The organism is Paenibacillus sp. JSM ZJ436 (assembly GCF_044383795.1).
Lineage (GTDB): Bacteria > Bacillota > Bacilli > Paenibacillales > Paenibacillaceae > Paenibacillus_AQ > Paenibacillus_AQ algicola.
This window is the reverse complement of the sequence record NZ_JBISEO010000004.1, coordinates 214,034-240,677: the sequence shown is the minus strand read 5'-3', so window position 1 is coordinate 240,677 and position 26,644 is coordinate 214,034. Positions and strand designations below refer to the sequence as shown.

The window sequence follows — 26,644 nt, the reverse complement described above, 5'->3', positions numbered from 1 at the left end:
CTGTTGAAGATGCATCTACAGGATATATTGACTCAAATCCCGATCCTGAGCAATTTCACCCAGCTTCTCGCGGACATATTGCGGCGTAATAACCATGGAATCCAGTGTGAGCTCCGGGGCTTCAAAGGACAGGTCCTCCAGCAGCTTCTCCAGGATCGTGTGTAGTCGTCTTGCTCCGATATTTTCCGTATTCTGATTGACGGAGGCAGCAATCTGCGCAATTTCTCGAATGGCTTCATCCGAGAATTGTACCGTAATATCCTCAGTCTGGAGCAGGCTTGTATATTGCTTGGTCAAAGCATTTTGCGGCTCAGTCAATATGGACACAAAATCATCCAGAGTGAGGCTGCTCAGCTCTACCCGGATCGGGAAGCGCCCCTGCAGCTCCGGAATGAGATCTGAAGGCTTGGCAATGTGGAATGCACCTGCAGCGATGAAGAGGATGAAATCGGTCTTCACAGGTCCGTATTTGGTCATCACGGTAGAGCCTTCAACGATCGGGAGAATATCTCGCTGTACCCCTTCTCTAGACACATCCGGTCCTGACGCACGTCCCTGACTGGCAACCTTATCAATCTCATCAATAAAAATGATGCCGGACTGCTCCGCCCTTCTCACCGATTCCTGGATTACATCATCCATATCGATCAGCTTGGCAGCTTCCTCCTGAATCAGCACCTTACGGGCATCCTTAATAGGAAGCTTTCGCTTTTTGGTGCGTTTAGGCATCAGGCTTCCGAACATTTCCTGCATGTTCATACCCATTTGATCGTTCCCTTGACCGGCAAACATATCAAACATCGGAGGCGTCTGATCCTCGACATCCACATCAATAAGATCCTCTTCCAGCTTCCCGGATAATAAATTGAAGCGAACCTGACGACGTTTCTCCTTTATACTGCTGTCATTTTCACTCTTGTTCTCCGACTCTTCGTTTTCTTGGCCCTGGCTGCCGCCAAACAGCATTTCAAACGGATTCTTTTGCGTTTTCTGACCCTTAGAGGACGGCACCAAAATGTGGACAATCCGCTCATTCGCCATCTCTTCCGCTTTATCCTTAACCTTCTCAGTCCGCTCCGCCTTGACCATTCGAATAGCGGTTTCAACGAGATCCCGGACCATAGATTCCACATCACGACCGACATAGCCCACTTCAGTAAATTTGGTCGCTTCCACCTTCACGAACGGCGCGTGCACCAGCTTAGCCAGGCGCCTAGCAATCTCGGTCTTGCCGACACCGGTCGGTCCCATCATGAGAATATTTTTCGGCACGATCTCCTCGCGCTCGGCTTCACTGAGCCGGCTGCGCCGATAGCGGTTGCGGAGTGCTACAGCCACGGATTTTTTGGCCTGCTTCTGACCGACGATATACTTATCCAGCTCGGCTACAATTTGTCTAGGCGTCATCGATTCGTTATTCATCTCATTCCTCCACCCTGCATGTCGCAGCAATCGTTACTGAGCGATATCTACACTTCTTCTACGATGATATTACTATTCGTATATACACATACCTCAGACGCAATCAACAGCGCCTCTCTGGCAATGTCTGCGGCTTCCAGATGAACAGCGTGGCGCTTCAGCGCTCTGCCTGCGGACAAGGCAAAATTTCCGCCAGAGCCGATCGCCAGCACCTCATCATCCGGCTCGATGATCTCGCCGCCGCCCGAGATCAGGAGCATCCCGCTCGGATCCATCACAATCATCAAGGCCTCCAGCTTGTGCAGGATCCGGTCCTGACGCCACTCTCTGGCCAATTCTACGGCAGCCCGCTGCAGATTTCCCTGGTGCTCCTCCAGCTTTCCTTCAAACTTCTCAAACAGCGTGATAGCATCGGCCACAGAACCGGCAAAACCGGCGACAACTTGTCCCCGGTATAAACGGCGTACTTTTTTGGCGGTCTGCTTCATCACAACATTTTGTCCAAATGTCACCTGACCATCTCCGGCGATCGCCGATTTGCCATTATGGCGAACCGCGCAGATGGTCGTCGCATGAAAACTCATTTCCATGGTATAACCGCCTCCTCACATACTTCAATCGAGTGGATGATTAAAATTGACGGAGCTCGTGTGTATGAATAAATTCATTCAGCTTCTCAATAGCCCGGTTCGCCAGCGCTTCATTCTTCTCTTTCTTGTTGCGAATTCGCTTGGGCAGAACCGGCAGCAAACCGAAGTTTGCGTTCATCGGCTGGAAATGCTCCGGGTCGGCATTCGTTATATACTGAGCCATACTGCCGATGGCGGCTTCCTCAGGAAATACAATACCCTCTTTGCCAAGCGCTGCTCTTGCAGCATTAATTCCTGCAATCAGCCCGGATGCCGCAGATTCCACATAGCCCTCGACACCGGTCATCTGCCCGGCCAGATATAAGTTCGGACGCCCCTTTACCTGATAAGTCGGTTCTAGCAGCTTCGGCGAATTCACAAATGTATTACGGTGCATAACGCCATATCGGACGATCTCCGCATTCTCAAGTCCAGGAATCAGCGAGAATACCCGCTTCTGTTCGCCCCACTTCAAATGAGTCTGAAACCCGACGAGATTGTAGAGCGTACCTGCAGCATTATCCTGACGGAGCTGGACTACAGCGTGAGGCAAAGTACCGGTGTGCGGATTAGGAAGACCTACCGGCTTCATAGGACCGAATAACGCGGTCTGCTTGCCACGCTTCATCATGACCTCAATGGGCATACAGCCTTCGAAATAGATTTCTTTCTCAAATTCCTTCAGCTCGGCAACCTCAGCCGAGATCAGCGCTTCATAAAAGCGGTCAAACTCCTCTTCGGTCATCGGACAATTCAGATAGGCCGCCTCACCCTTGTCATATCGGGAGGCGAGATACACCTTGCTCATATCAATGGAATCTTTTTCGATGATCGGTGCTGCGGCATCATAAAAGTAAAAGTAATCTTCGCCCATCAGCTCCCGAATTTGCTGGGACAGCGCAGGAGAGGTCAGCGGACCTGTAGCAATGACGACAATCCCTTCTTCAGGTATATGCTGGAGCTCTTCATTTACGACTTCAATCAGCGGATGCTGATGCAGCGTCTCTGTAATTTCACCGGAGAAGCCGTCACGGTCCACAGCCAGCGCTCCACCGGCCGGAACGGCATTGCGGTCTGCCGACCCAATCACGAGGGAATTCAGCATGCGCATTTCTTCCTTCAGCACCCCAACAGCATTACTCATGCCATTCGCACGCAGCGAGTTGCTGCATACCAGCTCCGCAAATTGATCGGTATGATGTGCCGGCGTTTTGACGACCGGACGCATTTCATATAATGTAACCGGAACCCCGCGGCTAGCTAGCTGCCAGGCCGCCTCGCTTCCCGCAAGTCCTGCTCCAATCACGGTAACTTTTTGTACATCCTTCACGTTTGCCTTTACCCCCTGTTATGCCTTACAAATCTGAACCGTCCTCCGGCTCTTCCATCATTTCAGAATGATCGCAGGACGTACACTGCAGCTTTATTCCTTGTCTCGTCTTCTTCTCCGTCATCAGGCTGCTGCAATTCGGGCAGGGCTTCAGTGACGGTTTATCCCACGAGACGTATTCACATTCCGGATATCTGTCACAGCCATAAAACACCCGGCCTTTCTTGCTGCGCCGTTCCACGACATGGCCTTCCTTACAGCTCGGGCAGGTTACTCCAATGTCCTTAATGATCGGCTTCGTATTCCGGCAATCCGGAAACCCGGAGCAGGCCAGAAACTTGCCGAATCTGCCAAGCTTGTACACTAGCGGCTTGCCGCACTTCTCGCAGATTTCATCAGAGACCTCATCTTCAATCTCGATCTCTTTCATCTCTTCCTCAGCTACCGTAAGACGTTTCTCAAAGGACTTGTAGAATTCTCCAAGAACCTTTACCCAATCCTCTGCGCCTTCTTCTACATGGTCGAGATCCTCTTCCATATTGGCTGTAAACTCTACGTTCAGAATCTCCGGAAAAAATTGCTCCATCTGCTCGATGACCAATTCGCCGAGCTCGGTAGGCATAAACTTTTTCTCTTCAATCGCGACATAGCCGCGCTTCTGAATCGTTTCCAGCGTTGGCGCGTAAGTGCTTGGTCTGCCAATCCCGAGCTCCTCCAGCGTGCGTACGAGCCGTGCCTCGCTATACCTTGGCGGTGGCTGTGTAAAATGCTGCTTCGGTTCAATGCTGTCATGTTCCAGCTTGTCACCGGACTGCAGAGCAGGAAGAAAGTTCTCTTCTTCTGTCGTACCGTCATCATTCCCTTCCACATATACCTTCATGAAGCCCGGGAACCGAACCTTCGATCCCGTTGCCCGGAAGGTTGCCCGGCCTGCAACAATATCTACAGACATCGTATCCAGGATTGCGGACGCCATCTGGCTCGCAATAAACCGATCCCAAATCAGCTTGTACAGCCTCATCTGATCACGGCTCATGAATGGCTTCATGCTCTCCGGATCACGCTCGATCGAGGTCGGACGAATAGCTTCATGCGCATCCTGAGCATTAGAAGCTTTCTTGGCATATTGACGCGGGCTTTCTGGCACATAATCCGTACCATATTTACCCGTAATAAATTCCTTGGCTTCACCCTGAGCGGTCTCCGAGATCCGCGTGGAGTCCGTTCTCATATAGGTGATCAAGCCGACCGTTCCCTCTTTCCCCAGCTCTACGCCCTCATACAGCTGCTGGGCCACCGACATCGTCTTTGCCGCGCGGAAGCCCAGCTTCCGTGCTGCCTCCTGCTGCAAAGAAGAAGTTGTAAATGGAGGCGACGGGTGACGCTGGCGCTCTCGTTCCTTCACTTCACTCACTTCAAAGGAAGCCTTCTGAATGATCGAAAGCACCTCGTTAACATCCTGCTCGCTGCCCAGCTCCTTCTTGCTGCCGTCCAGCTTATGAAATTTGGCGTCGAAGGCACTGCCCTTCACCGCCAGCTTCGCTGTAATCGTCCAATATTCCTCAGGTACGAAAGCACTGATCTCATGCTCCCGATCCAGAATAATCTTGACGGCAACGGATTGAACACGGCCGGCAGAGAGCCCCTTCTTCACTTTTTTCCACAGCAGAGGGCTGATCTTGTATCCTACAAGGCGATCCAGAATCCGCCGCGCCTGCTGTGCGTTTACTAAATCCATATTAATTTTACGCGGTGTTTTGAATGCATCCTTCACCGCCGTTTTGGTAATTTCATTAAATACGACTCTCAGGCTTTGAGTTTCGTCTAGTTCCAGCGCATGCGCCAAATGCCAGGCAATGGCTTCTCCTTCGCGATCGGGGTCAGCTGCCAGGTATACTTTTTTTACCTTTTTACTGGCATCCTTCAGCTCTTTGAGAACCGAACCTTTACCGCGGATCGTAATATATTTCGGGTTGAAATCGTTTTCGACCTCAACGCCGATTTGGCTCTTGGGCAGATCACGAACATGGCCCATTGAAGCCTTCACGATATATTTGCTGCCGAGATATTTGCCAATCGTTTTCGCCTTGGCCGGCGATTCGACGATGACGAGTGAATCCGCCACAGGTTCATCCTCCTCCAAAAGTTAACTACCTATTATATTAGTTTATATATAGCACCGGGTAATTGGGTAATTTGCTTTTTTATGATTAAAGATAACAGAACTGAATGCAAAAGTCCAAATTCCCACCGGGTACGCTCCAGCAGCTCATCCACAGATCCGGGACCCTGCTGCAACATATGGTATAGTTCCATTTCCTCTTTTGTCAACCCATCGACACTGCTGGCATAATCTTTTGTGTATGTATGGGCACCTACAGAAGACTTCTCCGCAGCCTCCTTCAGCTGGCGCTGATACTCTTCTGTAATATCCTCAATAGCGGTAACCAGCTTGGCACCCTGCTTGATCAGCTCAAGCGTTCCTCTGCTTTTGGGGGAAGTGATTGGACCCGGAACTGCAAAAACATCCCTTCCTGCTTCCAGCGCTGCATCCGACGTAATTAAAGAGCCGCTTCGAATGTCGGCCTCTACCACGAGCGTTCCTAATGAAATTCCGGCAATAATCCGGTTGCGCTGTGGAAAATAGCCCGGATGGGCCCCGGTGCCTGGCGGATATTCCGATAACAGCAGTCCTTGTTGAGCGATTTCTTCATATAAAGTACGATTCTCCGGCGGATAAATCGTATCCACGCCCGCACCCAGGACGGCAATGGTCTTTCCTTTCTGCTTCAGCGCTGCAGCATGGGCGATGCTGTCAATACCGCGGGCAAGGCCGCTGACAATAGTCACTCCTTTTGTAACTAGATCCTCCGTCAGCAGCGTGGCTACTTTGCGTCCATACGCCGTTGGAACGCGGGTGCCCACCACCGCAAGCGACGGACCGTTCAGCAAATTCAGGCTTCCGCGGGCATACATGACCCAAGGCGGTCGGGGAGAAGACTTTAACATATCCGGATACATGGAATCAAGAATACAGATCACCCTAATTCCCTCATTCTGCTCCCTCGACAGCCGATTGCCTGCGTTCTCGACAGCCTCTGCAAAATGTAGGGACAGCCGATGGGCAGCCTCGACACGAATCCCCATCGCCGTCCAATCCTTGACTCCATAACTGCACATGTCCATATGCAAGCCAGAAGCATAGAGATTATCTATCGTTTTCCAGCCAATACCTTCCGTTTCATGCAAAGCTACCAGCATTGCTTTTTCGTACCGCGGACTTGTTGACATAGCTATTCCTCCCATATATATAGTAGTAAAAAAACGCAAAAAGCAACCCTTCATTTCCATTAGGAAATAAAAGGTTGCTTACCTGTACTGCGATTGTTTAACTATTGCGATGTAGAAGCATTCAATTCATCCTAGTGCGTTGTGCAGAGATTCAGAATGCCCTTCTCTTCCAGAACGCTAACCAAGGTGGAGCCCATCTCGGATGGTGTTGGCGCAACCTTGATGCCGCAGGATTCCAGAACGGAAATCTTCTCGCTTGCTGTACCTTTACCGCCAGAAATAATCGCACCGGCATGTCCCATGCGCTTTCCTGGAGGCGCTGTTGCGCCGCCAATGAAGCCAACGACAGGCTTGGTCATGTTCGCTTTGATCCACTCCGCCGCTTCTTCCTCTGCGGTTCCGCCGATTTCCCCGATCATAATCACGGCTTTTGTCTGAGGATCCTCATTGAAAAGCTTCAGGATGTCGATAAATTCAGAGCCCTTCACCGGGTCTCCACCGATACCGACAGCGGAGGACTGGCCAATACCGCGAGCCGACAGCTGATGAACCGCTTCATAAGTCAGCGTTCCGCTTCGGGAAACGACACCAACATGCCCTGGCATGTGAATATATCCAGGCATAATACCGATCTTGCACTCGCCTGGTGTGATCACACCTGGGCAGTTAGGGCCGATCAGGCGGGTTTTCTTGCCTTCCATGTAGCGGGAAACCTTCACCATATCAAGCACCGGAATGCCTTCAGTAATACAGATGACAAGCTCCATCTCAGCGTCGACCGCTTCCATGATGGAATCGGCTGCGAATGCTGGAGGTACATAAATGACGCTTGCTGTAGCGCCTGTAGCTGCTTTAGCTTCCTCTACGGTATTAAATACCGGCAGGCTCACCAGTTCGCCATTCTCAAGTGTAATCTCTACTTGAGTTCCACCTTTGCCCGGAGAAGTTCCTCCTACCATCTGCGTGCCGTAATCGAGCGCGCCTTTGGCATGAAATAAAGCCGTCTTGCCGGTAATTCCTTGGGTAATCACTTTTGTATTCTTGTCGACCAAAATACTCACGATTGATTCACATCCCCTAACTGTTATTTGAAAAGGACAGCAATCGCACGGACGGAATGTTTCTTCCTTCGTGCCTCACATGCATGCTTCTGCAGGAATGAATATTATTGAACGAGAGAAACGATCTTCTGCGCTCCATCCGCCATTGAATCAGCAGGTACAATATTCAGTCCGGATTCGGCCAGAATCTGTTTGCCCAGATCCACGTTTGTTCCTTCCAGACGCACAACGAGAGGGCGAGTAAGTCCGATCTGCTTGGCCGCTTCCACAACACCGGTAGCAATAACGTCACAACGCATAATGCCGCCAAAAATGTTGACGAAAATTCCTTTAACCTGTGGATCAGACAGAATGATCTTGAAAGCTTCGGTTACCTTCTCCGTTGTAGCACCGCCCCCAACATCAAGGAAGTTCGCAGGGTCGCCGCCATAGTATTTAATGATGTCCATGGTTGCCATCGCCAATCCGGCTCCGTTAACCATACATCCGATGTTTCCGTCCAAAGCTATGTAGCTGAGATCGTATTTGGACGCTTCGATTTCCTTCTCATCCTCTTCTTCCAGATCGCGCAGCTCCTGAATGTCCTTATGACGGAACAAGGCGTTGGAATCGAAATTCAGCTTCGCATCCAGAGCCATAACATTCCCGTCTCCGGTTACAACCAGTGGATTGATCTCGGCAATCGAGCAGTCCTTTTCGACAAATGCAGTGTAAAGCGCAATCATAAATTGAGCGGCCTTATTGACCAGCTCTTTCGGAATGTTGATGGCATAAGCCAACTTCCGTGCCTGGAACATCTGCATACCTACCGCAGGATCGATAACCTCTTTAAAGATCTTCTCCGGCGTTGCAGCTGCTACCTCTTCAATCTCGGTGCCGCCTTCTTCCGATGCCATCATGACTACACGTCCTGTACCTCTGTCCACAACGACGCCGACGTAATATTCCTTGCGGATATCACAGCCTTCTTCGATAAGCAAGCGCTTAACTTCCTTGCCTTCCGGTCCTGTCTGATGTGTTACGAGCACTTTGCCCAGGATTTCCTCTGCATAAGCACGTACTTCATCCAGGCCCTTCGCTACTTTAACACCGCCCGCTTTACCGCGGCCGCCTGCGTGAATTTGAGCCTTCACCACTGTAACCGGGCTGCCGAGTGCTTGAGCAGCCTCCACAGCTTCATCCACCGTGAATGCTACTTTTCCGTTTGGAACGACTACTCCATATTGCTTCAGTACTTGTTTTCCTTGATATTCATGGATATTCATTCTGGAATCCTCCTATCAAACTGACTGGAACAAGGCCTTTTTCACCTATACTTAAACCCAAGCTATTGTATCACGATTTTAAAACGCTTACCTTAAAAATCGCTTCATCCATCTAAAGTATTTTGATATGGATATGATTCATTCTAGAGAATATTTGGGAAAATAAGTTATTTAATGAATGGTTTTTCCTCAATTGTGTATCAAAAAGATCTCCTTAATGCTTCTTCGTTCGAAGTATCAGATAGAGGATAATGCCTAGAATTGTTCCCAGCAGCGCTGCCGGTACAAATAAAAATAGAAATACATTGCTCCATACTATGGTCAACGGATCCCAGCCCCTTTCAGGTCTTGCTCCCGATCAGTCAGCATCGAAAGCTTTACACCTATAACACTTGTAAGGAGATGGTAGTTACGGTTAAATAATATTTACTAACCTATTATTATAATATTGAGCTGCGGCTAACTACGTTTATGTTGACTTTAAATTCACCTTTTCTTACAATAATAAGTATCTATGAAAATAAGGAAGCACCTTTTTTCTGATGCAATCCCACTTTTGACAGGCAAAAGTGAAATGGATCTCAGAGAGAAGGTGCTTTTTATGTATGGCAAGCTGCATAGCGCATGCTTGTATGGCATTGAGGGGGTACCTATTCAGGTCGAAGTAGATCTGGCTAATGGCCTGCCCCAAACTAACATTATCGGATACATAATCAGTATAAATCGTATGGCACATAAACCGAATTGTCAGTAGTTACTTTGTTTATTTCGGCATATTTATCTACTAACTGATTCAATTTTTTAAATACCTTGAATTCAAAAATTAACAACACTCTTCTTTTGTTTTTTTGATTGCTTTGTATCTCTTGCACTCTAATCAAATCAATCAATTCAATTGCTTCTGTATCAGAGTAAACTGCATCATTTTTAAATTGTTCTATTTGTGAAATGACTATATCCACTTCCTCAATTTCTTTGATAATTTCTTCATTTGAGGATGAGCATATATTCAAATCGTTTTGCAGCCTATCTCTTTCTTGAGTAATTTCAAGCATTAATTCATCTAAAGTTTCTTCGTCATATTTCCCCATGCTATATAGTTTTATGATTTTCTTCTCCTGATCATTTAATTGCTGAAGCTCAATTTTCAATGAATCTGCCTTCTCAGTGTGCTGATTATCAATTCTTCCTTCCAACTCTTTCTTAAATTCAAGTAGTTCCGAGATATAGTTCTTTTTAAATTTAAGTATCGACTCTTCAATTCTGTTTTTTGCAAAGTCATTAATCGCTTTATCTATTAGATTGCAGCCAATGTTTGGAGAAGAGCACTTAGAAACACCATATACTTTTTTTGTCCTACAATTCATAAAGTCTCTACCTGTTCGTCTCTCTCTATTTTTGGTGTAGTTATTGCCACATTGCTCGCAAAATAACAACTTGGAATAGATGCTGGTCGATGGTTTAATTCCGACTCTTTGTCTGTGGTGTAGTTTTTGTTTTCTAATTGATTGAGCAAGATCAAATGTTTCTTTATCAATTATTGCTGGTATTACCCCTTCGTGTATTTTCCACTTACTCTCTTCTTTTTCTGTGGCTGAACGTTTTGAAGTAAAGACCAATGGTGAATCCATTTTATTCCTAACCAGCGTCCCAAAGAAAGCAGGATTCGTTAGCATACGCCTTATTGTAGTAGGACAGAAACTTTTCCCCTCTCTTGTTTTATGTCCAAGCCTATCCAGTTCTTGTATTAACCTTCTAACTCCAAATCCTTTGTTGTACAGAGAAAACATTAAGCGAACAACTTCGGCTTCTTCTTCAACGATTTCCAATTCCCTTGTATCTTTGAGATAGCGATATCCATAATAATTATCTCTTACTCTAATTCTTCCTTGTTCGGCACTTCTCTCTAATCCCCAAAGTATCTTTTCTGATCTGTCCTTCGATTCTCTTTCTGCAAACAAAATAAACATTCCCAACATCATATCCTCAGACATGTTTTCAGTGGATAAATTCATATTAGTGAAATCAATAAATACTCTCTTATCTCTAAGTTTTCTTATTATGTCAACCGAATCAATATTCCTGGCAAAACGAGAAACGTCTTTTACGAGTATTCTATTAAATAAGGGCGGTCTTTCACTGATCTCTAAAAGTAAATTTCCTCTTCTGCTTACTTCAATATCTAAGCCTGCATCGTGTAACATTTTTTTGAACCCTTGGCGTTTTTCCCAGTTAGTTGCAGACAGAGTATCATGATAAACCTCATGTAACTGCATATTATTATTTTTATTTACATAATCATTATAATAACTTAATTGAGCGCCAAGACTATTTAACTGATCGTCATGTTTCGTACTGACTCGGCAGTAAGCTGCTACGGTAGTATGTTCTATCAAATCTCTATCTCTCCTTTAATATCAAATATTCTCACTAACTTATTATACATTATCTCTGTGTATCAAGAAAGCAAAAAAGCCATATGAATTATGGCTTTAAGACGTATTTTAGAATTTGAAACATATATTTATCTGATAAGTAATTTGCAACATTATTGTTAGATTGAGTCTTATCAACCTTGCAAAGATATTCTTTAGCCTCTTGAATCATGCTATTGTATTCATTGTAATTATATTTATTTATATGAGATAGTACAATTGGGGTTCTTGCCTTTTCATTGTACAATTCATAATAGTAAACTATTGACCTATTTTGCCCCATATGTATTTATTGCCTCCGTAATAATTATGATTCTTTCATTTTAGTTTGCTTATATTTGGCACATAATCCGTCTGATATCTCCTCCTGTATGAATCCCTCAATAGCAGCGTTAAGGATAGAGCAATTTCGTTTGTATCTACTACAAGTCTTACAATTGCCTAGAAACTTTTCATATGAATCCTTATCATCAAATACGCCTATGTATTCTACTGGCTTGAACGAAAGTTCAATTCTAGGGTTCGTTTTGTCGTATAGTATACGCTGTGTACGAGTCAAAACTCTGCTATCATTGTCGTATACTATCTTCTCAAGTGCATCATTGTTGAGCTTATAAATGTTGTTATCATCTCTACCTTTTCGATTGAAATATATTAAAGAATCCATATATATGTAATGGTTCTTCGTATATTCATAATCCCAATCTTGTTGAGCAATTTGTTCTTTGGCAGCTTCCTCTATTAACCCTTTAACCCTCTCTCCTTCTTTGCTGAGTATCCTCTTACCAGTAGGAACTCTTTTCTTAATTTTAGCGTCCCATGTGTACTGGTTTATGTATAGATCGTTAATAGAAACGGGTAATGGTAGTATTAATTTAGCCAATCAATCATTCCTCTCTAAAATCGCATATTTAGCTTCTACAGCCTTCTTCAAACAATCATATGTATCGTGTACTGACATACCATACACATCTAATACTTCATTATTGAGAACATCATGCTCGGTGATTAACTCCTCACATCCACTGCAAGTTGAATATTCTATGTTACGGCTATTGTCCTGGATGTCAGGGAATCGGTGATTGTGATAATCGGATTCAAACCGATCAAAGTTACTCATTAATAACTTCCTTTTCTTCTAATAGTTTAAGAAGTGCATTTTGTAAGAGAGACTTGTATTCCTCTGTGGAGAGTGTTGTATTTAACACACTCTCAATATTTTGTTGGCTGAGTTGTTGTTCAGTGGTTTCAATGTTCATAGGTTAAATTCTCCTTATTGTATTTTTGGTATCCTGTAATCCAATACTCAATTTGTTTTGTTGGCACAAACCCACCTGAACCGTCAGGTACTTGCTTATGTTTCTTTTTAAAATCGGTAATCTTAATCAAATCGCCTTTATTAATCTGCAGAGATGGATCTTTTGATTTAAAAGTTTTCTTATCCATTTTAAATTGCTTCTCTTCTCCCTTTTTCAAACTATACAACTTGAGTTTAGGAGAATACTTTGTGTCTAAATCAGTGACTACACACCAAGAACTTTCAACATTTGGATACGTTTTATCGGCGTAGCCAAGCATTTCTTTTTGAAACATTATAACTTCATTAGGAGGCATCTCCGGCATGCCAGATGATTTAATTGAATTCTCAAGCAATCTGAGTTTCGACAATCTAGCTTCTCTAGTTTTTTCGACATAGGACTTCTTGTATTTATGCTCCCCTTCATAGAATTGCTTGTGAAGTTCTACCAATTCAGATATGTTGCCGAACTCCGAAAAGAAATTGAGTTTAATTAGAATCAATGCCTGACTCTTATTTGTCTTTGTATTATCATTAATATCGACCAACAAATCGATAAAGGTATCGTATTTATTGTCTCTCAAAGCATACAATTCCTCGGCAACTGCTTCACTCAAATCTTTAATGCTTTTAATTCCCTTGTATATCGCGTTGTCAGATTTAGACATTATGTATCCAGACCGAGACTTCCTAAACTTGATTGGCAGTATTTTGATGTCGGTGTGGTTTTTCATAAACTCTACTATTTTTGTTGTCTTGTCCTTTTTGTTCTCATTAATAATTAATTGAGTTGTAATAAACTCCAGAGGATAGTAATGTCTCAAATATGCTCCCTTAAATCCTAATATTGAGTAGGGACAACTATGATTCTCTGAAAAACCGTAGTCCGATGCATCCTTTATTACTTTTAAATTTTCATCCACAACCTTATTCAAATGATCCAGTGGGTAGTCAAACTTTTCTGAACAATAATCCAAAAAACCTTGTTTAATTTCAGGTGTTAATTTTTCGGTTCCACCTTTTTTTGCAATTCCTCGTCTAACCATATCGCTCTGAGCCATGTCGTAAGCACAAAATTCATTTAGCCAAGTCATTATTTGTTCTTGATAAATCAGATATCCCAATGTTTTACTAAGAAAGACATTTATCTCTTTTATTTTGTTGTCATGCGGAATTCCTTTTACAAAATTATCTCGAATCGAATCTCCTGCTGGCCTTATTATCCCATTGAGGGCTGTCATCATATCAAGGCGACTCATTTTGCCGTTAGAGTTAGACTTAAACTTATCGTAATTTTCTAATGCTTCATTCAAATATCTCCATCCCGTTTTTTCAAACTGAAAAATGCCTAAGCCAGATTTTCTCATTTCATTCCACACGTTTTCATCTTCGAAGTCAATCCCATCGTTTTCTAACTTGCCTACACCTGCCAGACCACACACATCTTCAACCATTTGAACATTATCAACCACGAGTAAATCCATCTTCACAAAATTAGAGGCATCGACTGCCTTCATATTGTTCTGAGAGATGGGCCACTTGCTTTTATCTGTTCTAAATGTGCCCAATTCTTCATCCAGATTCCGATCTGAAACAACAAATCCACAAGCATGAACAGATACATTCTCGATCAGTCCAATTGCCTCTTCTACCAATTCCATCAATTCTGGGTATTCTTTCATCCACTTTTCTTTATTGTGGAAGGTTGTTATTGTCTTTGTTTCGCCATTATCATCCTCTTCCTCCACCTCTTCAATGTCCTTCGATATCATATCAACAATACTCAGAGGAATTTCAAGCCCTCTACCTATCGCTTTTGTAGCGCCTTTCCACTGGAATGTTTGATAGGTTATAATTGCACTACCGTTAATTCCTGGGTAGTTGTATAAAAAATCCTTAACCTCATCTCTCCTCTTCCCACTCATGTCAATATCTACATCAGCGAGACTAACGCGAGAAGGGTTTAAAAACCTAAAGAAAGGGAGTTCGTACTTAATACTGTCAATGTCGGTTATGCCTAAAACCCACAATATTAGGCTGCCATTACAAGATCCTCTGGGTGCAGTACCAATGTTTTTAGATTTGCAAAACTTAATAATGTCGTCCAGCAATAAGAAATAACTTAAATTTCCCATTCCCTGCATGATGTCAAACTCTTCACGAATTCTTTTGAAATACAAATCTTTCTTCTCTTTGGGATAAAGGTGAATTCCTCTCGACTTAACTCCTTCGTTGATTCTTAATTTCAATTCTTCAATTTCACCATCGTATATTTTAGGGTATTTGTGTGAAAGATCCAAGTTGAAATCTTCGACCATATCAGCCAATTTGTTTGTGTTGTTTATAGCTTCCAAAACTACATCCATAGGCAAAGAATTTTGTTTCTCAAACATCTCTACAAGCTCATCGTAAGATTTAAATGTCAAATCATATGTGTCTTCGCTACTAAAGTTTATGTTTTTTGACTTCTGTAGCACCAATCTTAGTTTTGCTCTTTTTTCATTCAAGGCGTGAGTGTCTGTTCCAGCAATCAACGGCACTCCAGTTTCCAATGATTTCTTATAGAGAAACTGATTAAAAGCAACCTGTTCTGGATCTGAGTGATACTGTATTTCAAAAAAACATCTATGTTTATTTCTGACCATAAAATCAATCAATTTGCCGACATATTCATTTTCCTTGTTCAACAGAGAGCCAAGGCAAGCCGATGTTATGATGATATTATCTGACGTACTCAATACCTCTTCTAATGATAACCTTGGTCGATAGAAAAAGTGATTATCGTCTTTATTGAATGAGTTTGAAGAAAGTCTATTGAGCTCTTTTACTCCCTCCCAATTCTTAGCGTATATTCCAAGATGGTATGCCTCTCTCAGTTTTTCATCTAATGTTGTAGTTATATATGCTTCCATGCCATGTATATACTTTAACCCATACTCATCACAACTCATTTTCTTTGAGATCCAATTATAAACATTGCCGTGTTCCGAAAATGCTATCGCCCTCATTCCAAGTTCTTTGGCTCTAATAATATAATCTATGTATTTTGATGCTGCGTCCATCATTGTTCCATTCGATAAATCGGAGTGCAAATGATATACAACATAATTATTTTCACTCAAATCCCAACCAACTCCTTCCTCTTTATTTCTTTATAAAAGATTGGTTTTATCCCATTACTCCTTCTTTGTCTTGGTTGTCACTAATGTGCTTATCAGTACATAGAGCATAAACAATAACGCTGTGTCGGTATGCCCTATTACAATGAAGTAAGCAGCCAGAATCAACATTACCCAATCGATATTCACCACCCCCTTATAATTATTTATTATGTTTATCAAAATATATTATGTATCAAGTAGGCAATGCCTACTCTTTGATAAAACTATCTAAATTACTTTCCAAATCAAACTCCTCATCACTTCGTTCCAATGCAATATCCTCTACACCTTCAACTGGTGTATTTCTGTATACTTGACTCCCAATGAATGAAGGTTGTCTTCCCTCATGACTGAATAGAAACTGTCTCAATGCTTCTCTTACAATGTCACTCTCATCATAATACGGGGGTAAATTATTCAATGCTTTTCTTAGATCATCATCTTTGTTTGGTCTGAGTCGTGCAATGATTACTTTCTTCCCCATAGTCTCACCCCAACTTTTTCATATCCCCTTATTTGTGATATCTGGTCAAAGAGGATCTTATTAGGTAAATCAAGACTATCGAAAATCTGGAATGCTGCACCTCCACCAATGAGATAATAATCAAACTTGATGTTCAATCCATCAATCTCATTTTGCACCTGAATCGCTAATGACTTGAATGCCTTGCTGATGAGTGGTTTAATGTCATATCCCTCATAGAATCCACTAGACACATATGGATCGAGCTCATAAATGGCTGGAGCCGTACCTACTTTATCAAGGAGATATTTACGTAGTAACTTATATGCCTTCTCTACTCCAAGAAAAACACTGTTAGATTCCTTCATAATTTCAAGTTTGTCGAGTCCAAGCAAATTCAATGTGTAGAATCCCAGGTCAACCACAAGCACCCTTTTACGAGCAATCTCACGCCTACCAATCTTTCCATTCTCATCAAGTATGTAGTCCATTGCAATTCCATAGCCTTGAGGTACAACTTTGTATTTGTTGATGTTCAGCTGTATGTCTGTGTACTGCCCTTTACCCTTCTTAATCGCATACTTTTCCGATTGACTAATGGATTCAAGCATATTTTCCATGTCACTCAACTGTTTAAAGTAAAAGGATATCGGCAATCCAGTGACCATGTTAAACGGCATACTCTTGTTGAGATATCCTAATCCAGTTTTAAGCAATACTTCCGATGTCATGGCTTCGCTCTTATTGTCTTTCAATGTGAAATACTTAATCTCACTATGTCTTAAAGCCAAGTTGCCGATGAACAATTCATCATTGTAGAAAAAATCATTGGGCTTGATGTTTTGTTCAAACATAGGCTGCGAATCACCGGATATTGATGGTTGAATGTAAACCAGATTGCCCTTCTTGGCTTTGGTGTAACTGAACCCTAGATCAATTACGCTTAAATCATCGACTATCATTGTACATACCTCCGTCACAAGTTATCGCCAATGTTTATCAAACGATATAACATTGTAATACAAACTTTATGAAGGTATCTTATCATATAATTATTACTTTGTATATGTTTATTTGTTAAATCATGCAATAGGCATTATACTGAGCAGAGTATTCCATAAATAATTGTTCGTTGCCCATATCGAGTGCCAGGTCAATTAATTGCTGCAGATCACTCTTTGTGGGCAACACTTCATTATCAAACTCAATGATTGCCTTAAAGTTCATGCTATTGATAACTTCCTCGATTGTATCTTTCCGTAACAAGGCATTATTATCTTTAATCCTAATATCAATATGTATATTGCTTGCATCTGGAAATTCTCTTTGTAACAATCCGGTAACAGCTTCAATCGTTAAATATGTATGACGGTATCCGTCTTTATATTGTACAATCTTTATGTCTTTTCTAGCATTAGGGTCAATAAACCATTCTGATTTACTTCTGTCATAGTCCACAAAGTACCAGTTGATACAGGTTTGAATGTTTACAGGAAATCTCTTTTGGTCTTTGATAATGTGTTTGGTTAGAATATCTAAAACCTCGGCCTTACTCAACACGGTCATCTTAATCAATTCCTTTCTTTTATTTCTCGGGTAATCGCAGAATAACTATGTATTCGACACGTTCTTATAAAATGGAGATTTCGTTTTAATCAAACATGTTAGGATTAAGTGTATGGGGCATATATCCTTCGTTAATAATTTTGGCATATATCTCATTTCTTGAAGTCAATGCATTGCCAAACTCTACGAGCTGCTTGATTACATCATCCATATATCTGCCAATCTCACGCAAATCAGACGACTTGTAGGCATCAAGGAATACCCAGTAACAATCGTGTGCATAACATACTTCAATCGCTCTGGTTTTATAAAGCCTTTTCCAACCATAATCTTCATCTTCTTCATCGCAATTCTCATTAATATATGTATGTAAATATTCATTAAATCGTTTGTATTCATCAATAAAATGCTCAAACTTCTCAAATCCCATGTATCCCTCAATAGACAAGAGATACGTTTTTCGACCATACTCTTCTTCAGTTTCAAGTAGTTCGAAATCTTCTCCATGATATTCTAATAATGTTTTAATTATTATCACTCCTTCGGTTATTCAGATTCTGATAAAAGCCGTCTTTTATGCGTATTATTCCTTATTAAATAACAACTCATATGTAGTAATACCTAATGCATCAGCAATATGTTTGAGTTTACTTAAGCGAGGATCATATTTACCACTCTCCCAATGACCTACTGTAGCACCTGTAACACCCAATCTTCTCGCCAATTCTTCTTTAGTTAAGCCCAGGTTTTCACGGTACCTCTTTAGATTATCGGCAAATCTAATTTCTGGCATATTATTACCTCCCACTCTGTCTACTGCACGATAATATATCATGCTTTCTCGCTCTCTGTCATTGAAGTCAACTATATCTTCGTATCCCTCATCATTTATGAAGCGAAAGGCTGTAATGTCGTTATTGTCCGATAAGCCATCCCATCCGTAACTAGGTTTATATAGTGTCCCATTGGCATCTTTTGCGTAATCGTAAATTTGATTATGGTCATACATGCCATCGGATGCATATATTACATGATTAAGAATGAATGAATCTTTATCCATCTTAAGTATCTCCTTTATTAACATATGCGGTTTCATAGCTGCCATCTGAATTTACTAGTAATGCATTCAACTGTAGACCAAAAGCACACCCACCATCCACGCCAATCTTATCTCCTAATGGACTAAACCAAACATCTTCGGTCTCATGCAGATAAATACATGGCGTATGACCAAATACCACTTTTTTATTCAGTTCAGTTTTGAAGTTGTAGAAAATCTCTCTAATCCAAATGAAATCATCTTCAGATGTCTTCTTCCAATCCGAGTACAATGGATTGACTCCAGCATGAACAAAGATATGCGATTCTGATTCATGATATAGTTGCAAATCACTTAGGAAATCAATGTGATGCTTATAGTGCTTCCGAATAAATTCTTTCGCTTCCAAATATGTATCCCACTCAAACTGTTGCTCAAAGAAATCAAATCCACAGTAACTCTCAATGGTCTGGTAAGCGCCATTGTTCAGCCAATCTGAATCCATTGATTCGTTATCGTTAGTTAGTGCTTTAGCCATCATATCATCATGATTCCCCTTAAGGACAATAACTCCCCATTCTTCGTGCAGCGATTTAACTTGTTCGACTACCTGCCTGCTTTTCATTCCACGATCAACATAATCACCAAGAAGAATGAGTTTATCCTGATCTGGCTTATAAGCAATTTTTCTTAATAAGGCATTAAATTCATCGCAACAACCATGAATATCGCTGATAGCTATAGTTCTTATATAGTTTACTCCTCTCCGAGTTCTTCATATTTAGATTCTGCCCATTCATCAAATCTTCCTTGTTCATATGCTTTTTTATAATAAGAAGACCTAATATTTTTCATCTGGTCAGAGTAAAAGATCTCTCTTAATTCTTCATGAGTTAAATTTTCTTGCAACCCAATCTTGCTTCTTGATTCAGTGTGTTGCTGCATTCTTTCTCTCATTCTGTTCATTCCGATGGAGTTAGTTTGGTTCTTAGATAATGCATAGTCAGTGAATTCCTCTTCGTCTTGATTAACTAGATGGGCAATGGTCGGTTTAATTTCTCTCTTCATAGTCCTCTCCTTTATGATAAAGCAAGTCTTTTATTCGATATCTTCTTCGTAGTGAAGATAAACTGTATACTTCTTAATGTCGCCGTAATCATCATCCTGTTTTAACACATCATAATGCTCTTCCCGATCCTCAATATCTTCGAATAGTTGGCTCTCATACGGTTCCCCATAAAGTCTTCCCTTTACTACATATCCCCATCTCATAACAGAAAAACCCTCTCTTTTTCAAATTGTGATAAAACTACACTTTCATCAAGAAATTAGCGTTAAAAAGTCCTTGTTTTATAAGGGTTTTTTGAATGTGAATTTTCGTTAAATCTGAATTTTAGTCGATTTCCTCTTCTTAATGGGTTTATAGGGCTTCCCTAGCGCGTTTTCCGCCGTCAACAACCACTTTTTCAACCGCAACGAAAAATGGATCATCATCTGAAAACTCAACTTGATAGTTTTCCTTATCCGCATAAAACCTCAACGCTTCATCCTTGCGTTCGATCTCTGCCAGTAGGTATGTGATGTATTCAGGGGTTTTGGCGATGAGATTGCGATTCCCTGTATGAAAAGTTTTAGTGATGTATGTGTGTGTGGTGATTTCAGATTCGCAACTTTCACTTTTACTCCATATCTCGCTCCACCCAATAGGTACCCATGTTCCCTTTGTTGCTGCATCCAGCGCTACTTTGATCTCGTCTATCTTGTTTGGTTCGCTCATGATTATCTCTCCCTTAGGCGTATGCGCCTCTGAATTCGTCATCTGCCTTGTATTTATCAACCCGGTTTTCAAGGTCACAATTCTCACACGACCAGTATTTGAATTCATCATAGTAACCTTTGTACCGCACAAGCTTCATTTTCACGCCGCATGAGCACGTTGGTCTGATTTCGAATGGCGCTCTCATGGTTATCTCTCCTTATTATTTAAAGTAGATTGCCGTCCATTATCAAAACAAAACACTCGGCTGTGTTAAATTCTTCTAATAACTCGTCTGTCGCCATCTTCGTTAAGCCTTCACTCGTGGATCTGCTGAACAATACAAGTGCCTAATCCCTGCTGATTTCCTTAATTTCATCCATCAAAGTCCCGTCATAATCATCCGCAACAACTTCAACATATTTTTCATAGGCTTCTTCATGACTTGGCGCTTTGATAACTGCATAATATGGGTCGTTAATTTCAAAATGTTTCATCCGTTATCTCTCCTTTAGGGGGTTATGGGCGACAGGACTCTGGTAGGTTGATATCCTCTACCTCGACCCACTTCGCCCAGTAGTCCCAGTCCATACCTTCTTCTCTCGGTGTGCTTAGCTCGGTACGGTCATGGTCAATGACAGCAAAAACCTTTTTAATCACTCGCCGATCGTCCTCGAAATCGTCCGTTGATGCTATGATTTCAATGTATGTTTCACCCTCTTGAACTCCCTCTGACATCATGTCATTTTGGAGTACCTCGAACATTTCTACAGCCTCTTTCAACGCGCCGAATGGATTTGAAATGTGATCATTTGTTACAACCATATACTTTTCATTTAACACTTTACCTTTCCTCCCTCTGGTAGGTTGATTGGGGCGTAATGAGTGATGTCCGCCGGCACCAATGCGCTGTTATTGGATGCCTCGACCCACCTGTTTCGACCGTTGACCAGCACCAATACCCCGAAGGTGAGATAATCGCTGTCCTGAGAGTAAATGATATGCGGCTGCTCGTATTCCGGCGGTTTCTCCGGATCATATTTTCGCCATGAGATCATGCTTCTTCCTCCTTAACCCTCATCCGAATAAACTGTGTTTTCCGTCAAGTCATATACTGCGTGGTGTTTGTCCTTGCTTTCCGTCAATTTCGAATCTTCATAATCAACGCAGAAGCATTTGCCTGAGAAGGTGATCTGTTTCGCTGGGTTTTTCCAGAACGATATCTCATCAACTAAAATCAGAAATTCGGTGCTTTCGGATTCCATGAGGAACCGTTGTTCAGGCGTTAACTGGATTGTTACAAGTCCATCACTCATTTGCTTCTTCCTCCTTTGGATAGAGGGATGACTGTAGAGCGTTAGCAGCTAGCCTTATTCTCTCTAATTCAATTATTGACGAATTAGTGACATAAACCTTGTTGTAGTCAGGGTTAGCATCAAGAATGTCTTGAACAATCTCCCCAATTTCATATGCGTCACATGTGCCGCGTGTTGTTAGATCTTTGACCACAGTTTCTCTCGGCTTAATGGTGGGCACTGGTGAGGTGGATTGCTTCGCTAGTTCAAGCAATTCCTTAAATTCGTTGTAGCCGAACACATTCGTGATTTCCTCAATATCCGATTCACCTTCCCTCACATCGTGCAAAAACGATTCCAGCACATCTATTAGCTTTACTTGGTTATTCATATCTTCTACCCCTCCAATAGATCGGGATTGTCCCAGCGGTTGCCGATGATTTCAAACTGAGCACTCCGCAGCTCGATTGCGAATCCTGTCCAGCCGCTATTACCTACATTTGACTTATACATATTGATAGTACACATTTTAAATTTAGCTCGATTCGAGTCGTAAACGACGATGCAAGTATTGCAGCTCTCATGGATGGCGATATCCCCTTCATATATCTCTTTGCCGTTACGGTCATGCAGCCCAGTGTACTGACCTACTGTTTCGAGATCGACCTCGACCGCCAGGTACACAATATCTTCAAGCGAATCATAATCCGGGTATTCGCTCGGATCGACTATTTCGACCGTCTTGCCCCAAAGGTTGTTTAATAACGATCCACTCACCCACTCACCGTTATCTTTTCGCTTACCGCGGAATCTAATTTCACGTTTCATATCTTCTCTTCTTCCTCTCTATTTTTCATAAAATTATACTTTTATATTGTTAAACCATGATGTCTGCAATGCCAATATTCCAGCCATCAGTGTATTTCTCATTGGATTCATCATACTTTTTAACTTTTGCAAGACTCTTATGTATTTGAGATTCAAAAGCTTTTACATTGAGGGTGCTAAGAAGCGCTTGAATGCTGCTCAATTCATTCTTTACAATTCTCCGTTCTCTCAAAATCACCTGCAATTCCTTGTATTTCTTAAATCCTTCGGATGCGTTAAAATTTTTTGTTTCCATTTCGTGATAAAGGTTGGATACTTTCAAATCATATTTAGACTGTAGCTTTGTGAGTCTTACCTTATCCTCGTTGATTTGATTGATCATTGTAATCATGGTTTTACCATGTTTAATAGCCATACACATACTAATCACTCCCACGTATTTTTATGTATTAAATAACTACTTTCAAAACTTCAGCGTCATACTCTCTCTTCAAATGCTCGGCAACATGATACTGATTTTCAACATCTTTATACATATCCACTACCTTCATACTTTTGACAATAAAACAGTTGTGATAGTAATTTACTCGATAACTCTTAGCATCCAGAATCGTTCTTTTCCCCATATGTATCGCCCTGATAATTTTATCCTCGATCTCACTAAACGAATTACACTTTGCACTACTCTTCGGACATAGTTCCATGTACTTTTCAATCACCGTTGATTTAATTTTCATATGCAACTCCTTAAATTTTGTTAACTTAATTTTCTACCCATCACATTTACCGATTTGCCGTGTCGAGACATTTTATATGGCTTCTCGGACACCTCTTGGTATGCTGCTAATTCCTCATAGGTTGATTCGCTTGCTTTAAACTCCGTACCCTTAAAACTATATGTATCACCAATCACAAATGTTGTTCCTCTTGGCTCTTCCCCATCCCAACAAATAGATAGGATTGTTTTTGCAGCATGACTCAGTTTGATATGTATCACTCCTTTCTAAAGTGATTGTGCTAAGATTGCGAAGTAATTGAACATGAAATGGCTCATGATGGGAACAAATATATTGTTTGTTTTCTGATAATAATATCCCCACACGATTCCGACAAAGAAATACCCTACAAAGTTAGTTAGGTTAAAATGAAGTGTGGCGAACAGCAATGCAACAAGGATTATCGAAACATAACTTTGTATATGTTTGTTTAATTTGTCTTGTAGAAATCTCCTACAAACTAATTCCTCGAATATAGGACTGAAGAAAACAGCGTATATGTACATCATTGGTGTTGACTGCTTTAGGACTGTGCTTGGTTCAAATAAGAAGTTCACTAACATTGCAATAGCTGAGAATCCGACAAATGAGATATAGAATGATTTTAACGTGTCAGATAACATCTCTGAATCTCTGGCTGATTTGAGGTCATTCTTCATCCATTTTTGACTGTGCATGAGTATAAAATATAGGATGACAGATGGCCCAACATTCATTAAAACGTTAAGTATTTGATACCACAACCTTTCAGATATAATAAAAAGTACATGATTTATTTCATGTACTTAGAATATCACCTATTCACTTTATAGTCAATAGTTTTATTATGTTTGTTTGTTCAATTCTTTAATAATTAAATTGTATGGTGTATTAATACCTTTTTGAATGTATTTTGTATCTGATGCCACCCATTCATCGGTACTGATCTCAGGAAAATAAGCATCTCCCTTAAACGCTGCGTCAATCTCAGTTATATACATCTTGTTCACATACGGTAGAAACTGTGTGTATAACTGGCTACCACCAATAAGCACGGTCTCATTAGGCATATTAGCAACAGCATAATCCAATACTTCATCTAAGCTTTGTAAGACAATGCAACCTTCTGCAGAGTACAAAGCGTCAGAAGTAAGGATTATGTTAGTGCGATTGGGCAATGGCTTACCAATGGACTCATAAGTTTTGCGTCCCATGACAACAGTCTTATTGAGTGTGGTTGATTTAAAGTGTTGTAGATCATATGGAATATTCCACGGGAGAACATTAGAAGAGCCAATTAGCCTGTTCTGATCGTGAGCGACAATAAGGGAAAAGGTCATACAATTAGACGCTCACTCTCATTTTAATTGATGGATGATACTTGTAGTCGATCACTTTAACATCGTCAATGGTGAAATCGTAAAAGTCTTTAATATCTGGATTAAGCCAAAGTTTAGGTGCTGGATAAGGCTCTCTATTAAGTATTTCTTTAATTGCTTCATATTGCTGCTCATAGACATGTGCATTAGTGATTACAATCATTAGTTCACCTAACTGCAAACCAGTAACTTGAGCAATCATATTTACCATAACAGCAACTTGAGCAACATTATAGGGAAGTCCGAGCGGTGTATCTGATGAGCGGATAGTAGTGTGCCAATTGAGCTTACCATCGTTTACATCAGCAATATGATTAAACATGCACGGAGTTAGACTCATCTTATCCAAGTCTGCCACATTCCACAGGTCAATCATCATGCGTCTCGATTGCGGATCATTTTTCAATGTGTTGATTAGGTTTGTGACCTGATTATATTTACCCACCTGATAACCATATGCATGACCAATTGTGCCATCTTTTAGTCTCCATTCGTCCCAAATCTTGATCCCTCTCTCTTGTAGCCACTCAACATTATTTGAAGCAATCTGATAAATCCATCTCATTTCTTCGGTAAGAGTAATAATTCCAGTATGTTTTAGAGTCAAAAGTGGAAATTCTTCTGCCAAGTTGATTCTGATAACTTTACCGAAAACTTTTTTACTTTTGTCGGCTGTTCTATTAGTATCTTCATATCCATTCTCCAGGATATCTCTGATTAACTCTTTATATTGCAAATCAAATGTTGCCAAATTGTATCTACCCCTCTATCAACAATAGTAAAGACAGTGGCATTAACCACTGCCTTATAATAATTTATTTTTAATTCTTGCTTGCTACTGCTGCTTGACGTTCAATTTCTGCTTCAATTTTAGGTTCTGGTGCAAAATCCTTCTGCCAATTATCAGGTTTAATCCATTTTCCAGTTTCATTAAAACGCGGTTTACCATCAGACCACAGTTTGCCAAGATTGCTGTCATTGATGATCTTCATAATTGGGTCTAAATCAATACCAGCCATTACAGTTGTTCCACCAATAAAGTATCTGGCATCACCTAGAGCATCAATTTGATCTTTAAGTGTTGTGGCTTTCAAAAACTCAGCAACCTCTTCGATAATATAAGCAGCACGAACAAGCGCTTCACCACCATACCCATCTGCCGACAATTGTTTCATCTGAGTTGAAATGCTTGCAATGTGATCTCCATATGAATCACAATAGTCATCACGAGTTAGCATTGTTGGAATTTTAGCAACTTTGCTATTGAATTTAGTATGAACGTCTTTGATCATCTCATAGTCGTTGAGTTGAGCTTTAGGCTCCGCTACAGAGATATCGTTTGAGATAGCGGATTGAACAATCTTTCTCATTGCCGCAGAGATGCCACTTAGACTATCATCCAATTTAGATCCCACAAGATTAAATAAAGCATCTAAATCTTCTCTCTCCTTTAGTTTCTTAGGTTTATACTCTTCAAGTTGACTATTGCTAAACCAGGCTGTAATACGTTGATCGTTTTCACGAGAGAAATAGGTAACTTTGGTTTGCTCATCAGACAATCTTGCTTCCTTCGCAATCCCCTTCTTATTTATCCCTTTGATAAAGCATGGCTTATTAATTTGCGGATGAAATGGTTGTTTCATATGTATTTCATTACTCCCTTTTATATGAT

At 41.4% G+C, this 26,644-nt stretch carries 33 protein-coding genes; all 33 read right to left on the bottom strand.

Annotation, left to right across the window (positions count from 1 at the left end; genetic code table 11):
• Positions 1 to 15 precede the first annotated feature (15 nt).
• The 33 genes from hslU to ACH6EH_RS07395 all read right to left on the bottom strand — a co-directional run bounded on the left by hslU (position 16) and on the right by ACH6EH_RS07395 (position 26,615).
• Positions 16 to 1,422 (bottom strand): ATP-dependent protease ATPase subunit HslU, encoded by a 1,407-nt coding sequence (gene hslU, locus ACH6EH_RS07555; protein ID WP_397331827.1) that lies wholly within the window; start codon positions 1,420 to 1,422, stop codon positions 16 to 18.
• A 47-nt stretch (positions 1,423 to 1,469) separates the two neighbouring features.
• Positions 1,470 to 2,012: an ATP-dependent protease subunit HslV gene (gene hslV / locus ACH6EH_RS07550; RefSeq protein WP_397331826.1), complete on the bottom strand. Its 543-nt coding sequence runs from the start codon at positions 2,010 to 2,012 to the stop codon at positions 1,470 to 1,472.
• A 40-nt stretch (positions 2,013 to 2,052) separates the two neighbouring features.
• Complete coding sequence (trmFO, locus tag ACH6EH_RS07545) at positions 2,053 to 3,381, bottom strand: FADH(2)-oxidizing methylenetetrahydrofolate--tRNA-(uracil(54)-C(5))-methyltransferase TrmFO (protein WP_397331825.1); 1,329 nt, start codon at positions 3,379 to 3,381, stop codon at positions 2,053 to 2,055.
• 25 nt (positions 3,382 to 3,406) lie between these two features.
• Positions 3,407 to 5,506 carry a type I DNA topoisomerase gene (gene topA / locus ACH6EH_RS07540; protein ID WP_397331824.1) on the bottom strand — a complete coding sequence of 700 codons (2,100 nt, stop codon included), beginning with the start codon at positions 5,504 to 5,506 and terminating at the stop codon, positions 3,407 to 3,409.
• 32 nt (positions 5,507 to 5,538) lie between these two features.
• Positions 5,539 to 6,672 (bottom strand): DNA-processing protein DprA, encoded by a 1,134-nt coding sequence (dprA, locus tag ACH6EH_RS07535; RefSeq protein ID WP_397331823.1) that lies wholly within the window; start codon positions 6,670 to 6,672, stop codon positions 5,539 to 5,541.
• Positions 6,673 to 6,803: 131 nt separating this feature from the next.
• Positions 6,804 to 7,733 carry a succinate--CoA ligase subunit alpha gene (gene sucD / locus ACH6EH_RS07530; protein WP_397331822.1) on the bottom strand — a complete coding sequence of 310 codons (930 nt, stop codon included), beginning with the start codon at positions 7,731 to 7,733 and terminating at the stop codon, positions 6,804 to 6,806.
• Positions 7,734 to 7,837: 104 nt separating this feature from the next.
• A complete protein-coding gene (gene sucC, locus ACH6EH_RS07525) occupies positions 7,838 to 8,998 on the bottom strand; it encodes an ADP-forming succinate--CoA ligase subunit beta (RefSeq protein WP_397331821.1) in 1,161 nt (386 codons plus the stop codon).
• 713 nt (positions 8,999 to 9,711) lie between these two features.
• A complete protein-coding gene (locus ACH6EH_RS07520; RefSeq protein WP_397331820.1) occupies positions 9,712 to 11,394 on the bottom strand; it encodes a recombinase family protein in 1,683 nt (560 codons plus the stop codon).
• A gap of 346 nt (positions 11,395 to 11,740) precedes the next feature.
• On the bottom strand, positions 11,741 to 12,316 hold the full coding sequence (locus ACH6EH_RS07515; protein WP_397331819.1) for a RusA family crossover junction endodeoxyribonuclease: 576 nt from the start codon (positions 12,314 to 12,316) through the stop codon (positions 11,741 to 11,743).
• A complete protein-coding gene (locus tag ACH6EH_RS07510) occupies positions 12,317 to 12,553 on the bottom strand; it encodes a hypothetical protein (RefSeq protein WP_397331818.1) in 237 nt (78 codons plus the stop codon).
• Complete coding sequence (locus tag ACH6EH_RS07505; RefSeq protein ID WP_397331817.1) at positions 12,546 to 12,692, bottom strand: hypothetical protein; 147 nt, start codon at positions 12,690 to 12,692, stop codon at positions 12,546 to 12,548. Before ACH6EH_RS07505 ends, ACH6EH_RS07510 begins: the two co-directional genes overlap by 8 nt.
• On the bottom strand, positions 12,682 to 15,852 hold the full coding sequence (locus ACH6EH_RS07500) for a PHP domain-containing protein (RefSeq protein ID WP_397331816.1): 3,171 nt from the start codon (positions 15,850 to 15,852) through the stop codon (positions 12,682 to 12,684). The genes ACH6EH_RS07505 and ACH6EH_RS07500 overlap by 11 nt, the downstream gene beginning before the upstream one ends.
• Positions 15,853 to 16,099: 247 nt before the next feature.
• On the bottom strand, positions 16,100 to 16,375 hold the full coding sequence (locus ACH6EH_RS07495) for a hypothetical protein (RefSeq protein WP_397331815.1): 276 nt from the start codon (positions 16,373 to 16,375) through the stop codon (positions 16,100 to 16,102).
• Positions 16,360 to 17,316, bottom strand: a complete 957-nt coding sequence (locus tag ACH6EH_RS07490; RefSeq protein WP_397331813.1) for a ParM/StbA family protein — start codon at positions 17,314 to 17,316, stop codon at positions 16,360 to 16,362. The genes ACH6EH_RS07495 and ACH6EH_RS07490 overlap by 16 nt, the downstream gene beginning before the upstream one ends.
• Positions 17,317 to 17,431: 115 nt before the next feature.
• Positions 17,432 to 17,911, bottom strand: a complete 480-nt coding sequence (locus tag ACH6EH_RS07485) for an IDEAL domain-containing protein (RefSeq protein WP_397331812.1) — start codon at positions 17,909 to 17,911, stop codon at positions 17,432 to 17,434.
• A gap of 94 nt (positions 17,912 to 18,005) precedes the next feature.
• The gene (locus tag ACH6EH_RS07480) at positions 18,006 to 18,458 is read right to left on the bottom strand and encodes a hypothetical protein (protein ID WP_397331811.1); all 453 of its coding nucleotides are present in this window, start codon (positions 18,456 to 18,458) and stop codon (positions 18,006 to 18,008) included.
• 45 nt (positions 18,459 to 18,503) lie between these two features.
• Complete coding sequence (locus ACH6EH_RS07475) at positions 18,504 to 18,980, bottom strand: helix-turn-helix transcriptional regulator (RefSeq protein ID WP_397331810.1); 477 nt, start codon at positions 18,978 to 18,980, stop codon at positions 18,504 to 18,506.
• Between the two features lies 1 nt (position 18,981).
• Positions 18,982 to 19,695 (bottom strand): metallophosphoesterase, encoded by a 714-nt coding sequence (locus ACH6EH_RS07470; RefSeq protein WP_397331905.1) that lies wholly within the window; start codon positions 19,693 to 19,695, stop codon positions 18,982 to 18,984.
• A 20-nt stretch (positions 19,696 to 19,715) separates the two neighbouring features.
• Complete coding sequence (locus ACH6EH_RS07465) at positions 19,716 to 20,027, bottom strand: hypothetical protein (protein WP_397331809.1); 312 nt, start codon at positions 20,025 to 20,027, stop codon at positions 19,716 to 19,718.
• 30 nt (positions 20,028 to 20,057) lie between these two features.
• Positions 20,058 to 20,231 (bottom strand): hypothetical protein, encoded by a 174-nt coding sequence (locus ACH6EH_RS07460; protein ID WP_397331808.1) that lies wholly within the window; start codon positions 20,229 to 20,231, stop codon positions 20,058 to 20,060.
• Between the two features lie 148 nt (positions 20,232 to 20,379).
• Positions 20,380 to 20,847, bottom strand: a complete 468-nt coding sequence (locus tag ACH6EH_RS07455; RefSeq protein ID WP_397331807.1) for a hypothetical protein — start codon at positions 20,845 to 20,847, stop codon at positions 20,380 to 20,382.
• A 218-nt stretch (positions 20,848 to 21,065) separates the two neighbouring features.
• Positions 21,066 to 21,212, bottom strand: a complete 147-nt coding sequence (locus ACH6EH_RS07450) for a hypothetical protein (RefSeq protein WP_397331806.1) — start codon at positions 21,210 to 21,212, stop codon at positions 21,066 to 21,068.
• Positions 21,213 to 21,234: 22 nt separating this feature from the next.
• On the bottom strand, positions 21,235 to 21,558 hold the full coding sequence (locus ACH6EH_RS07445) for a hypothetical protein (protein ID WP_397331805.1): 324 nt from the start codon (positions 21,556 to 21,558) through the stop codon (positions 21,235 to 21,237).
• On the bottom strand, positions 21,552 to 21,773 hold the full coding sequence (locus ACH6EH_RS07440) for a hypothetical protein (protein WP_397331804.1): 222 nt from the start codon (positions 21,771 to 21,773) through the stop codon (positions 21,552 to 21,554). The genes ACH6EH_RS07445 and ACH6EH_RS07440 overlap by 7 nt, the downstream gene beginning before the upstream one ends.
• A gap of 12 nt (positions 21,774 to 21,785) precedes the next feature.
• Positions 21,786 to 22,031: a hypothetical protein gene (locus ACH6EH_RS07435; protein WP_397331803.1), complete on the bottom strand. Its 246-nt coding sequence runs from the start codon at positions 22,029 to 22,031 to the stop codon at positions 21,786 to 21,788.
• A complete protein-coding gene (locus tag ACH6EH_RS07430; RefSeq protein WP_397331802.1) occupies positions 22,024 to 22,401 on the bottom strand; it encodes a hypothetical protein in 378 nt (125 codons plus the stop codon). The genes ACH6EH_RS07435 and ACH6EH_RS07430 overlap by 8 nt, the downstream gene beginning before the upstream one ends.
• Before the next feature lie 5 nt (positions 22,402 to 22,406).
• Positions 22,407 to 22,838, bottom strand: coding sequence for a YopX family protein (locus ACH6EH_RS07425; RefSeq protein ID WP_397331801.1), 432 nt, complete (start codon positions 22,836 to 22,838; stop codon positions 22,407 to 22,409).
• Positions 22,839 to 22,887: 49 nt separating this feature from the next.
• Positions 22,888 to 23,229 (bottom strand): hypothetical protein, encoded by a 342-nt coding sequence (locus ACH6EH_RS07420; RefSeq protein ID WP_397331800.1) that lies wholly within the window; start codon positions 23,227 to 23,229, stop codon positions 22,888 to 22,890.
• Between the two features lie 58 nt (positions 23,230 to 23,287).
• Positions 23,288 to 23,575, bottom strand: coding sequence for a hypothetical protein (locus ACH6EH_RS07415; RefSeq protein ID WP_397331799.1), 288 nt, complete (start codon positions 23,573 to 23,575; stop codon positions 23,288 to 23,290).
• A 266-nt stretch (positions 23,576 to 23,841) separates the two neighbouring features.
• Positions 23,842 to 24,120, bottom strand: coding sequence for a CPBP family intramembrane glutamic endopeptidase (locus ACH6EH_RS07410; RefSeq protein WP_397331904.1), 279 nt, complete (start codon positions 24,118 to 24,120; stop codon positions 23,842 to 23,844).
• A 318-nt stretch (positions 24,121 to 24,438) separates the two neighbouring features.
• A complete protein-coding gene (locus ACH6EH_RS07405) occupies positions 24,439 to 24,933 on the bottom strand; it encodes a dihydrofolate reductase (RefSeq protein ID WP_397331798.1) in 495 nt (164 codons plus the stop codon).
• Positions 24,934 to 24,937: 4 nt separating this feature from the next.
• A complete protein-coding gene (gene thyA, locus ACH6EH_RS07400) occupies positions 24,938 to 25,723 on the bottom strand; it encodes a thymidylate synthase (protein ID WP_397331797.1) in 786 nt (261 codons plus the stop codon).
• A gap of 70 nt (positions 25,724 to 25,793) precedes the next feature.
• On the bottom strand, positions 25,794 to 26,615 hold the full coding sequence (locus ACH6EH_RS07395) for a pyrophosphohydrolase domain-containing protein (protein ID WP_397331796.1): 822 nt from the start codon (positions 26,613 to 26,615) through the stop codon (positions 25,794 to 25,796).
• Positions 26,616 to 26,644 lie beyond the last annotated feature (29 nt).